12 protein-coding genes are annotated in these 12,354 nt (G+C 54.5%); 10 read left to right on the forward strand and 2 right to left on the reverse strand.

Annotated features, from left to right (window positions below; all coding sequences use genetic code 11):
- Positions 1-11: 11 nt before the first annotated feature.
- From araH to otsA, 3 genes are all read left to right on the forward strand, one after another.
- Positions 12-992, forward strand: coding sequence for an arabinose ABC transporter permease AraH (gene araH / locus RHN82_RS18905; RefSeq protein ID WP_003859689.1), 981 nt, complete (start codon positions 12-14; stop codon positions 990-992).
- 153 nt (positions 993-1,145) lie between these two features.
- Positions 1,146-1,949 (forward strand): trehalose-phosphatase, encoded by an 804-nt coding sequence (gene otsB / locus RHN82_RS18910; RefSeq protein WP_047053592.1) that lies wholly within the window; start codon positions 1,146-1,148, stop codon positions 1,947-1,949.
- Complete coding sequence (gene otsA / locus RHN82_RS18915) at positions 1,924-3,348, forward strand: alpha,alpha-trehalose-phosphate synthase (protein WP_047053594.1); 1,425 nt, start codon at positions 1,924-1,926, stop codon at positions 3,346-3,348. Before otsB ends, otsA begins: the two co-directional genes overlap by 26 nt.
- A gap of 15 nt (positions 3,349-3,363) precedes the next feature.
- Here the strand turns inward: otsA and uspC are convergent, their stop codons facing one another.
- Positions 3,364-3,792, reverse strand: coding sequence for a universal stress protein UspC (gene uspC, locus RHN82_RS18920; protein ID WP_047053596.1), 429 nt, complete (start codon positions 3,790-3,792; stop codon positions 3,364-3,366).
- Positions 3,793-4,588: 796 nt separating this feature from the next.
- Here uspC and flhD point away from each other — a divergent pair.
- The 6 genes from flhD to cheW all read left to right on the forward strand — a co-directional run bounded on the left by flhD (position 4,589) and on the right by cheW (position 9,994).
- The gene (gene flhD / locus RHN82_RS18925) at positions 4,589-4,939 is read left to right on the forward strand and encodes a flagellar transcriptional regulator FlhD (protein ID WP_003859693.1); all 351 of its coding nucleotides are present in this window, start codon (positions 4,589-4,591) and stop codon (positions 4,937-4,939) included.
- A gap of 2 nt (positions 4,940-4,941) precedes the next feature.
- Positions 4,942-5,520, forward strand: coding sequence for a flagellar transcriptional regulator FlhC (gene flhC, locus RHN82_RS18930; protein ID WP_003859695.1), 579 nt, complete (start codon positions 4,942-4,944; stop codon positions 5,518-5,520).
- Positions 5,521-5,643: 123 nt separating this feature from the next.
- Positions 5,644-6,531 (forward strand): flagellar motor stator protein MotA, encoded by an 888-nt coding sequence (gene motA / locus RHN82_RS18935; RefSeq protein ID WP_003859696.1) that lies wholly within the window; start codon positions 5,644-5,646, stop codon positions 6,529-6,531.
- A complete protein-coding gene (gene motB, locus RHN82_RS18940) occupies positions 6,528-7,457 on the forward strand; it encodes a flagellar motor protein MotB (RefSeq protein WP_047053598.1) in 930 nt (309 codons plus the stop codon). Before motA ends, motB begins: the two co-directional genes overlap by 4 nt.
- Positions 7,458-7,461: 4 nt before the next feature.
- Positions 7,462-9,471: a chemotaxis protein CheA gene (cheA, locus tag RHN82_RS18945; RefSeq protein WP_047053599.1), complete on the forward strand. Its 2,010-nt coding sequence runs from the start codon at positions 7,462-7,464 to the stop codon at positions 9,469-9,471.
- A 19-nt stretch (positions 9,472-9,490) separates the two neighbouring features.
- Positions 9,491-9,994: a chemotaxis protein CheW gene (gene cheW / locus RHN82_RS18950; RefSeq protein ID WP_003859699.1), complete on the forward strand. Its 504-nt coding sequence runs from the start codon at positions 9,491-9,493 to the stop codon at positions 9,992-9,994.
- Positions 9,995-10,091: 97 nt separating this feature from the next.
- Here cheW and RHN82_RS18955 read toward each other — a convergent pair whose 3' ends face one another.
- On the reverse strand, positions 10,092-11,351 hold the full coding sequence (locus tag RHN82_RS18955; RefSeq protein ID WP_047051634.1) for a dicarboxylate/amino acid:cation symporter: 1,260 nt from the start codon (positions 11,349-11,351) through the stop codon (positions 10,092-10,094).
- Positions 11,352-11,778: 427 nt separating this feature from the next.
- On the opposite strand from RHN82_RS18955, the gene RHN82_RS18960 reads away from it, so the two are divergent.
- A complete protein-coding gene (locus tag RHN82_RS18960; protein WP_023303908.1) occupies positions 11,779-12,351 on the forward strand; it encodes a spore coat protein U domain-containing protein in 573 nt (190 codons plus the stop codon).
- The last annotated feature ends 3 nt before the right edge of the window (positions 12,352-12,354 follow it).

Here is a 12,354-nt window from a genome sequence, read left to right on the forward strand (position 1 = left end):
AGGAGTCAATGATGTCCTCTGTTACTACATCCGGAGCGCCGAAGTCGGCTTTCAGTTTTGGCCGCATCTGGGACCAGTACGGCATGCTGGTGGTCTTTGCTGCCCTGTTCGTCGCCTGCGCGATTTTTGTGCCGAACTTCGCCACGTTCATCAATATGAAGGGGCTGGGGCTGGCTATCTCCATGTCCGGCATGGTGGCCTGCGGAATGCTGTTCTGCCTGGCCTCCGGTGATTTTGACCTGTCGGTCGCCTCGGTGATTGCCTGTGCCGGCGTCACCACTGCCGTGGTGATCAACATGACCGAAAGCCTGTGGATCGGCGTGCTGGCCGGGCTGCTGCTCGGCGTGCTGAGCGGCCTGGTGAACGGGTTTGTCATCGCGCGCCTGAAGATTAACGCCCTGATTACGACGCTGGCGACCATGCAAATCGTGCGCGGTCTGGCCTATATCATCTCCGACGGTAAAGCGGTCGGGATTGAAGACGAGCGTTTCTTCACGCTGGGCTATGCCAACTGGCTGGGGCTGCCTGCGCCAATCTGGCTGACGGTAGGCTGTTTGATCCTGTTCGGCTTCCTGCTTAACCGCACCACGTTTGGCCGTAACACGCTGGCGATTGGCGGCAATGAAGAGGCGGCGCGTCTGGCGGGTGTCCCGGTCGTACGGACCAAGATCATTATCTTCGTGCTTTCCGGGCTGGTATCGGCGGCGGCGGGGATTATTCTGGCGTCGCGTATGACCAGCGGCCAGCCAATGACCTCTATCGGTTATGAGCTGATCGTCATCTCAGCCTGCGTTTTAGGGGGCGTTTCCCTCAAGGGTGGCATCGGAAAAATCTCATATGTGGTGGCGGGGATCCTGATTCTGGGGACTGTAGAGAACGCCATGAACCTGCTTAATATTTCTCCGTTCTCCCAGTACGTCGTACGCGGCCTGATCCTGCTGGCAGCGGTGATTTTCGACCGTTACAAGCAAAAAGCGAAGCGTACCGTCTGATTTATTTTTAGCCATCAATATGCTCAACTATTAACCATAGTTGACCCCCTGACCGGCCCGCCAGTTTTGCTGACGGGCCGGTTGCCAAATGGCGAGCGCCGTCACACTGTCTATACTTACATGGCTGTTTTGTTCACTGTAAGGAGGATTAGGGTGGCTGACTTGTTAACCGCACCGCCTGTACTGCCCGGAAAATTTGCTTTCTTTTTTGACCTCGACGGGACGCTCGCCGGGATTGAACCGCATCCGGATGACGTTGTTGTACCGGACACGGTGTTAGAGAATTTGCAGCAGCTCTCCCGACAGAACGAGGGGGCACTGGCATTGATTTCAGGGCGCTCAATGGCCGAGCTGGACGTGCTCGCCAGTCCTTATCACTTTCCGCTGGCCGGTGTGCACGGAGCGGAGCGCCGCGATATCCATGATCAACTGCATATAGTTTCACTCCCCGACACGCTGATTCAGGCGCTGCATGCGCAACTCTCTTCGGCTCTGGAAATGCTTCCCGGTACGGAACTGGAAGCCAAAGGCATGGCCTTTGCGCTGCACTACCGTCAGGCGCCCCATCATGAGGCAGCGATCTTTGCGATAGCAAGAAGCGTGGCGGAAGCCCATCCGGAGCTGGCGTTACAGCCGGGTAAATGTGTGGTCGAGATTAAACCGGCAGGAATTAATAAAGGCGCTGCCATTGCAGCGTTTATGGAGGAAGCGCCGTTCAAAGGGCGTACGCCAGTCTTTTTTGGGGATGACCTGACCGACGAGGCCGGGTTCAGGGTGGTAAACCAGGCCCAGGGCATGTCTGTCAAGGTTGGATCTGGTGAAACCATTGCCGGATGGCGGCTGGAAAATGTCGCCAGCGTCTGGCAGTGGATATCTGACGTCGCTAACCAGCAACAACAACAAATAGCGCAAAACAACGGGAGAAATCATTATGGGTCGCTTAGTCGTCGTCTCTAATCGCATCGCACCGCCGGATGATAAAAAAGCCAGTGCCGGTGGCCTGGCGGTCGGGGTATTAGGTGCCCTCAAAGCCGCGGGTGGTCTCTGGTTTGGCTGGAGCGGGGAAATCAGTAATGAAGAGAAACCGCTAAAAAAGGTGTCACGGGGCAATATCACGTGGGCCTCCTTCGCTCTTAGCGAGAAGGACTACGATGAATATTATTCCGAGTTCTCAAACGCCGTGCTGTGGCCAGCGTTTCACTATCGTCTGGATCTGGTGAAATTCCAGCGTGAATCCTATGAAGGCTACATGCGCGTTAACGCGCTGCTGGCAGATAAACTGCTGCCGCTGATCGAAGAAGACGATATTTTATGGATCCACGATTACCATCTGCTGCCCTTCGCAAGGGAGCTGCGGAAACGGGGTGTGAAGAACCGGATCGGCTTCTTCCTGCATATTCCGTTCCCGACCCCGGAGATCTTTACGGCGCTGCCGCAGCACGAAGAGATCCTGGAGGCGCTGTCAGATTACGACCTGCTCGGCTTCCAGACGGAAAATGACAGGCTGGCCTTCCTCGACAGCGTCTCGGGTAAAACCCGGCTGGTCACTCACGGCGGCAAATCTCACACCGCGTGGGGACGAAATTTCCATACCGAAGTCTACCCGATTGGTATTGAGCCAGACGAAATCGCCGAGCAGGCCTCCGGTCCGCTGCCGCCGAAGCTTGCCCAGCTCAAGGACGAACTCAAGCACGTTAAGAATATCTTTTCGGTTGAACGACTGGATTATTCCAAAGGGTTGCCGGAGCGATTCCTCGCCTATGAAACCCTGCTGGATAAATTCCCGCAGCATCACGGCAAGATCCGCTACACCCAGATAGCGCCGACCTCGCGCGGTGAGGTTCAGGCCTACCAGGATATTCGTCACCAGCTGGAGACCGAAGCAGGGCGCATCAACGGGCGCTATGGTCAGCTCGGCTGGACACCACTTTTCTATCTGAATCAGCACTTTGAGCGCAAAATCCTGATGAAAGTGTTCCGCTATGCCGACGTCGGGCTGGTCACGCCGCTGCGCGACGGGATGAATCTGGTGGCAAAAGAGTATGTAGCAGCACAAGATCCTGCTGACCCGGGCGTGCTGGTGCTGTCCCAATTTGCCGGTGCGGCAAACGAGTTAACTTCAGCGCTGATTGTGAACCCTTACGATCGCGATGACGTGGCAAATGCCCTGAACCGCGCGTTAACCATGCCGCTTGCGGAACGTATTTCACGTCATTCGGAAATGATGGAGACCATCGTCAGGAATGATATCAACCGCTGGCAGGCGCGTTTTATTGACGATTTGCGCGCGATCCAGCCGCAAAGTCAGGAAGGTGATCTGCAAAAAAAGATCGCGACCTTCCCTAAACTCGCCTGATTTTCTTCGGGGGCATTAATTGCCCCCGAGAGGCACCAGCAGGACATCCACCTGGCTTGACGAAACGATGGATTTTGCCGAGCATGCCGCCCGGGAAAAAAAGCTCTGGTTATGATTTCCGCAAATAACCAGGTCAATATTCTGTTTCCGACAAATGTCGAGAATATGTCCACTTAACTCCCCGGTGGCAATCACCGTCTGATGGACAGGATAGTTTGCCCGCTCAACCAGTTCGCGCAGAAATTGCTGCGTTTCCTCCTGAAGAACCTCACGAATATCTTCCAGCATAGGCGCTGCCAGTTGATTATACATTTCGGGTTCAGCTGCCAGGGTGATCAGACTTATGCGAGCGTTGTTCGGGCGGGCAATGGAAACGGCACGGGCGACGAGTTGATGACTTTCTGGGGAAACAGCAACAGAAACAAGAAGATGGGAGTAACTCATCACACACTCCTTTTATGTCAGAATGACACGTTTCTCAAGCTTTACCGCGAATCTGCCGCTTCTGCAAGAGGTACATGCGACAATAGTGTGAACCTTATCATAATTATTCATTAATTATTCTTATAAGAAGAATAACGAAATGGGGGCGCTAAATGAAAGTAATTAACAACTTAACGTAAATCACACATTTAGCCTTCCGTGCTGTTAAATCGCGTTAACCGATCGTCAACGCAAACGTGATGGTTACCCCTGGAAATTTGTTTCTCGAATCGAAAACTTAACCTGCTGTTTTTACTTAATTAACTCCGGCTGTTCCCTGACGTTCTCGCCCGTTCAGACGCGGAAGGGCTATGCGTCTTAGACGTAGCAATTTTCATACCCGATCCCCTCATCCCTCTGCATGAGTATTCGTTCCATAAGAATATAACCAAGCTTCGGTTGCTCAATAAATAGCCAAATTACAAGTCACGCTGATGGATTTATGGGTTACATTCGCGTAAATTATGTGACGAAGATCACATTTTTTTTAAATTCCAGGGGGGGCTGCATTGTATGTGTCAAAACTGACGAGTAGAGTTTGCGTCGAATTAGGAAAAATCTTAGTTATTTGTAAGAAAAGATAAAATGTGTAACCGACATTTTGGCCATGTTAACCGGTCACGCGCTTTACGACGTACAAACCTAAATTCAACTATGCATTTGGCCTTTTCTTTTTATACCGGGTGATTTCCCGGCGACATCACGGGGTGCGGTCTTTCCGCATAAAAATAATAGTTGGTTATTCGGGATGGGAAAAATGCATACATCCGAGTTGCTAAAACATATTTATGACATCAATTTGTCGTATTTATTGCTCGCGCAGCGTTTGATTAGTCAGGACAAACCGTCAGCGATGTTTCGTCTGGGTGTTAACGAAGAGATGGCAACCATGCTGGGTGGATTAACCCTCCCGCAAATGGTCAAGCTGGCTGAAACCAATCAACTTGTCTGCCAGTTCCGTTTTGATAACCCGCAGACCATTACGCGTCTGACTCAGGAATCCCGCGTGGACGATCTGCAACAGATCCACACCGGTATTCTTCTCTCCACCCGCCTGCTCAACGAAATCAGCCAGCCTGATGACGTAGCCCGGAAGAAAAGGGCTTAACAATGAGCGAAAAAAGCATTGTTCAGGAAGCCCGTGATATCCAGCTGGCGATGGAACTCATCACGCTCGGCGCGCGTTTACAAATGCTGGAAAGCGAGACGCAGCTAAGCCGTGGTCGTCTGATCAAGCTGTACAAAGAATTGCGTGGTAGCCCGCCGCCAAAGGGCATGCTGCCGTTTTCGACTGACTGGTTCATGACCTGGGAGCAGAACATCCATGCTTCCATGTTCTGTAATGCCTGGCAGTACCTGCTTAAAACGGGCTTATGCAGCGGCGTTGATGCCGTGATCAAAGCCTACAAACTTTACCTTGAGCAATGCCCGCAGCAGGAAGAGGGACCCCTGCTGGCGCTGACCCGCGCCTGGACGCTGGTGCGTTTTGTTGAAAGCGGCATGCTTGAATTGTCGCGCTGCAACTGCTGTGACGGCAATTTTATTACCCACGCGCACCAGCCTGCGGGCAGCTTCGCCTGTAGTTTGTGCCAGCCTCCATCCCGAGCCGTAAAAAGACGTAAACTTTCCCGGGATGCTGCCGATATTATTCCACAACTGCTGGATGAACAGATCGAACACGCTGTTTAACCCGAACCTGTGGGCAAGATTCCAGCAGCGGTAAGCGATTACCGCTGCTTTTTTTTACCCTGCGTTCAGGTCTCGCGCTCGAAATGAACGTCCTGCCATAGTCACTAGCGGAAGGATGATGTCGTGCTTATCTTATTAGGTTACCTGGTAGTTCTCGGTACAGTTTTTGGCGGTTACATGATGACCGGCGGGCACCTTGGAGCACTCTATCAACCGGCTGAACTTGTCATCATCGGCGGTGCAGGGGTAGGGGCTTTTATCGTTGGTAACAACGGTAAATCGATCAAGGGCACGCTGAAGGCGATTCCGCTGCTGTTTCGTCGCTCGAAATACACCAAAAGCATGTATATGGATCTGCTGGCGCTGCTCTATCGCCTGATGGCGAAGTCACGTCAGCAGGGGATGTTCTCGCTGGAGCGGGACATCGAAAACCCGAAAGAGAGCGAAATTTTCGCCAGCTACCCGCGTATTCTGGCCGACGCGATGATGCTCGATTTTATCGTCGATTACCTGCGCCTGATCATCAGCGGCAACATGAACACCTTCGAAATTGAAGCCCTGATGGACGAAGAGATAGAAACCCACGAGAGCGAATCCGAAGTCCCGGCCAACAGCCTGGCGCTGGTGGGCGACTCGCTTCCGGCGTTCGGCATCGTGGCGGCGGTCATGGGCGTGGTGCATGCCCTGGCCTCGGCGGATCGCCCGGCGGCTGAGCTGGGGGCGCTGATTGCCCACGCGATGGTGGGGACGTTCCTCGGTATTTTACTGGCCTACGGCTTTATCTCCCCGCTGGCGAGCGTGCTGCGCCAGAAGAGCGCCGAAACCACCAAAATGATGCAGTGCGTGAAGATTACGCTGCTCTCTAACCTCAACGGTTATGCGCCACCGATTGCCGTCGAATTTGGTCGTAAGACGCTCTACTCCAGCGAACGTCCGTCGTTTATCGAACTGGAAGAGCACGTGCGCGCAGTGAAAAACCCCAACCAACAGACGACAACTGAGGACGCATGAAAAACCAGTCCCATCCGATCGTCATCGTAAAAAAGCGCAAGCATAAGGGGCACGGGCACGGTTCTCACGGCTCCTGGAAGATCGCGTACGCCGACTTTATGACCGCCATGATGGCCTTCTTTCTGGTGATGTGGCTGATCTCCATCTCCAGCCCGAAAGAGCTTATCCAGATTGCGGAATATTTCAGGACGCCGCTGGCGACGGCGGTCACCGGCGGGCCACGCATTTCGAACAGCGACAGCCCGATCCCCGGCGGCGGTGACGATTACACCCAGCAGCAGGGCGAAGTGAAAAAACAGCCGAACATCGACGAGCTGAAAAAACGGATGGAGCAGGCGCGCCTGAAAAAACTGCGCGGTGACCTGGATCAGCTGATTGAAGCGGACCCTAAGCTGCGCGCGCTGCGTCCGCATCTGAAAATTGACCTGGTGCAGGAAGGGCTGCGTATTCAGATCATCGACAGCCAGAACAGGCCGATGTTCAAAACCGGCAGCGCCGACGTGGAGCCTTACATGCGCGATATTCTGCGTGCGATTGCACCGGTGCTGAACGGTATTCCTAACCGCATTAGCCTGTCCGGACACACGGATGATTTCCCGTACGCCACGGGAGAGAAGGGATACAGCAACTGGGAGCTTTCTGCCGATCGCGCCAACGCCTCGCGTCGCGAGCTGGTGGCGGGTGGGCTTGATGATGGCAAGGTCCTGCGCGTGGTCGGCATGGCTGCAACCATGCGCCTGACCGACCGCGGACCGGATGACGCCATCAACCGTCGTATCAGTCTTTTAGTGCTGAACCAGCAGGCGGAGCAGGCCATCCTGCATGAAAACGCCGAAAGGCAGAATGAGTCACTGGACGATTTAAAACAGCCTGGGGCCGTCCCTTCGGCTGCCGTTCCAACATCGCCACCAGCCAATCCGAGGTGATAGCGTGAGCATGGATATTACCGATTTTTACCAGACATTTTTTGATGAAGCCGACGAATTGTTGGCCGATATGGAGCAACATTTGCTGGATCTGGTGCCCGAGGCACCGGACTCAGAACAGCTCAATGCCATCTTCCGTGCGGCGCATTCCATTAAAGGCGGAGCCGGAACGTTTGGATTTACCATTTTGCAGGAAACCACCCATTTAATGGAAAACCTGCTGGATGAAGCACGACGCGGTGAGATGCAGCTCAATACCGACATTATCAACCTGTTTTTGGAAACGAAAGATATTATGCAGGAACAGCTCGACGCCTATAAAAGTTCGGCAGAGCCTGATGCCGCCAGCTTTGAATACATCTGCAACGCGCTGCGTCAGTTAGCGCTGGAAGCCAAAGGTGAGGCGTCTGCGCCCGCTGTCCCTGCGGCAAAACTGAGCGTTGTTGACGCCGTGGCCGAACCCGATACGGCGCCTGACGCGCCCGCAGGAAAACTGCGCGTGGTACTGTCACGTCTGAAAGAGAACGAGGTCAACCTGCTGGAAGAGGAGCTGGGGAACCTGGCGACGCTCAGCAACGTGGTGAAGGGAAAAGACAGCCTGGCCGCGACGCTCGACGGCGGGATCGGCCAGGATGACATCGTGGCGGTGCTCTGCTTCGTCATTGAAGCGGATCAGATTGCGTTTGAAACCGAGGCGGCGGCCGTTGAAGCGCCAGCTCCGGCAGAGAATACCCCTGCGGTAGTTGCCGCTGTCCCGGCCCTGAAAGCCGTGCCAAAAGAGACGGCTGCCCCGGCCCGTGGTGAAAAACCGGCGGCGCGTTCCAGCGAGTCCACGAGCATTCGCGTGGCGGTGGAGAAAGTGGATCAGCTGATCAACCTGGTCGGTGAACTGGTGATCACCCAGTCGATGCTGGCCCAGCGCTCCAACGAGCTGGACCCGGTGACCCATGGCGATCTCATCACCAGCATGGGCCAGTTACAACGTAACGCCCGCGATTTGCAGGAATCGGTGATGTCCATCCGTATGATGCCGATGGAATATGTCTTCAGCCGCTTCCCGCGCCTGGTGCGCGACCTGGCCGGCAAGCTCAACAAACAGATCGAACTCACGCTGATGGGCAGCTCCACCGAGCTGGACAAGAGCCTGATTGAACGCATTATCGACCCGTTAACGCACCTGGTGCGTAACAGCCTCGACCACGGCATCGAGCTGCCGGAAAACCGCGTGGCAGCCGGAAAATCGCCCGTGGGCAACCTGATCCTGTCAGCGGAACATCAGGGCGGCAACATCTGCATCGAAGTGACCGATGACGGCGCGGGCCTGAACCGCGAGCGCATTCTGGCGAAGGCGATCTCGCAGGGAATGGCGGTCAACGAAAACATGACCGACGAAGAAGTGGGCATGCTGATTTTTGCCCCGGGCTTCTCAACCGCAGAGCAGGTCACCGACGTTTCCGGCCGCGGCGTGGGCATGGACGTGGTGAAACGTAACATTCAGGAGATGGGCGGTCACGTTGAGATCCAGTCTAAGCAGGGCGCGGGCACCACGATTCGTATCCTGCTGCCGCTGACGCTGGCCATTCTTGACGGCATGTCCGTTAAAGTGGCGGACGAAGTCTTTATTCTGCCGCTGAACGCGGTGATGGAGTCCCTCCAGCCGCGTGAAGAAGATCTGCATCCGCTGGCGGGCGGCGAGCGCGTGCTCGAAGTGCGCGGCGAGTACCTGCCGCTGGTGGAACTGTGGAAAGTGTTCGAAGTGGACGGGGCAAAAACCGAGGCCACGCAGGGTATCGTTGTGATCCTGCAAAGCGCCGGACGCCGCTACGCACTGCTGGTCGATCAGCTGATTGGTCAGCATCAGGTGGTGGTTAAGAACCTGGAAAGTAACTACCGCAAAGTGCCGGGGATCTCTGCTGCCACCATCCTGGGTGATGGTAGTGTCGCGCTGATCGTCGATGTATCGGCACTTCAGGGATTAAATCGTGAACAACGTGTGGCGAACACAGCCGCCTGATTAAGTAAAAGGTAATAACATGACCGGTATGAGTAACGTAACGAAACTGGCGGGCGAGCCATCTGGACAGGAATTCCTGGTTTTCACTTTAGGTGATGAAGAGTACGGTATCGACATCCTGAAAGTGCAGGAAATTCGCGGTTACGACCAGGTAACGCGCATTGCGAACACGCCAGCGTTTATCAAGGGTGTGACCAACCTGCGCGGTGTGATTGTGCCTATCGTGGACCTGCGCGTGAAGTTCAGCCAGGGCGATGTGGAGTACAACGATAACACGGTGGTGATCGTCCTGAATCTGGGGCAGCGCGTGGTGGGGATCGTGGTGGATGGCGTGTCTGATGTACTGTCGCTGACCGCAGATCAAATCCGTCCTGCGCCGGAGTTTGCGGTCACGCTGTCGACGGAATACCTGACGGGGCTGGGTGCGCTCGGCGAGCGTATGCTGATTCTGGTGAATATTGAGAAGCTGCTGAACAGCGAAGAGATGGCGCTGCTGGATATCGCGGCGAACCATGTAGCATAAAACAAAGCCGGGTGGCGGCTTCGCCTTACCCGGCCTACGTGTTCGAGCCATTCGTAGGCCGGGTAAGGCGAAGCCGCCACCCGGCTCTTTTGTAACCTTACGCCTCCTGCTCCACCAGCGCTGCTTCCGCTTCCCGCGCCCCTTCATTCTGCGACAGCATCGCCGTCGCAATCCCGTTCCCCAGCACGTTAATGGCGGACCGTCCCATATCCAGGAAATGGTCAATCCCCATCAGCAGCAGGATCCCGGCCACCGGAATGTTAAAGCTCGGAATGGTCGCCGCCAGCACCACCAGCGACGAGCGCGGTACGCCCGCAATCCCTTTTGAAGCCAGCATCAGCGTTAACATCAGCACCGTCACCTCGGTGAAACTCAGGTGAATGTTGTACGCCTGGGCGATAAACATCGAGGCGAACGAGCAGTACACCATAGAGCCGACCAGGTTAAACGAGTAGCCAATCGGCAGGACGAAAGAGGCGATATTACGTGAACAGCCGAAGCGCGCTAACTGCTCCAGCGTTTTCGGGTATGCCGCTTCTGAGCTGCTGGTGGTAAACGCGACCAGCACCGGATCTTTCAGCATTGCCACCAGACGGAAAATCTCTTTTTTCAGCACCATGTAACCTACCGCCAGCAATACCAGACAGGTCAGAAGGATTGCCACATAGTAACCCCCAATAAACGAGGCGTAGTTCAGCAAAATGCCCAGACCCTGAGTGGCAATCACGGACGAAATCGCGGCAAAAATGGCCAGCGGCGCAACGTACATCACGTAGCCCGTCACTTTCAGCATAATGTGGGAGACCACATCCAGCGCCGCCACCAGCGGGGCGTTGAATTTTTGACCTAATGACGCGCCGCCAATGCCGAAGAACATCGAGAAGACCACAATTTGCAGGATCTCATTGTTCGCCATCGCGCCGGCAATGCTGGTTGGAATGGTGTGTGACAGGAAGGCTTTCAGCGACATCCCGCTAACGGCCAGGCCGGTATCAACCGTCTCTGTCGGAATGCTCAGGTTCAGACCGCTGCCGGGTTGTTCAAGGGTAACAATAAACAGCCCCACCAGAATGGAAAGTACGGATGAGCTGATAAACCACACCATCGCTTTACCCCCGACGCGCCCAATCGTCGACGTTTCACCCAGCTTCATAATGCCCACCGTCAGGGTGCTGAATACCAGCGGGGCAATCACCATCTTAATCAGCCGCAGGAAAATATCGGTCAGCAGCGTAATGTTCTCCGACCAGGCCTGTATCGCGTCGGACGAAGCATACTCATGGATCGCCGCACCTGAAAGAATACCCGCCAGCATGAAAATCACGATGAAGAGCGTGAGTTTGTTTGCACTTGCCACAAAAAGATCCTCTATGCGCTAAAAGAGTTTCCTGCGTCGATGCATACAAAATTTTTATTTAAGCGCAGGAAAATATTCGAGGCATAAATTGAAGTAAAGCTGCGTGAGTTACAACTTGTTTTTAATTTTTATGAAATTCGTTGTTTTTATCATGACGATATATTGTGATTCAGATCACATTACAGGCGATATATCCTCAGCCTAAGCAAGAATAATGCCCGTTTTATTTTGCTAACTCTTTGTAATATTTGTTAATAGTGTGTTAATTCAAGGGCGGGTGTCTCCTCTCCGTTGAAAGTGGTTGAAGCGTGAACCATAAACTAAATTCTCAGTAACCGCGCCGGGGAATGTTTAAGCGGGGCTAACATATTGAACAGTATGAATAAAATAGGGCAAGCGAACCATTATTTCTTCTGGAGGGTGGTAAATGAAAAGAAAACTTCTTTTTATCTGCGCGGGTACACTGCTGTCGGCGGCGACTGTCGGTCAGGCGCTGGCAGTCACCAGTAGCGGTACTATCGGGGCGACGCTGACGCTGACGAACGGTTGTTTGATCAACGGCTCGCCAACGCAAAACGGCATTAACTTCGGGACACTCGATTTCGGGACCCATCCTGCGACATTCTCCACCCTGACTACCCAGTTAACCGGAGCCAGCGGCGGAAACACCTTTACCATTCAATGTACCACTGCCAGTTACACGGTGGCGATCACCGGCAACACCAACGCGACCGCACCCGGAACCGTTGTCGGCACCCCTGGCACACCCGCCCGCTATCTGGTGAACACCGCCAATGCGGCACAGGGCGTGGCATATAGCCTCTATAGCGACAGCGGGTACAACAACGTGATCGCTAACAACGCCGCGTTGCCCGTAGCTTCCACAGCGGGCGGGGTGAACAGCTATACCCTCTACGGGCGCATAACGGGCGGCGGCAATAGCGTAACGGTTGTACCGGGAACCTATACCGACACGATTAACGTCAGCGTCACCTACTGATTC

It is taken from the genome of Enterobacter cloacae complex sp. EB5, from assembly GCF_031432835.1.
GTDB lineage: Bacteria > Pseudomonadota > Gammaproteobacteria > Enterobacterales > Enterobacteriaceae > Enterobacter > Enterobacter hormaechei_C.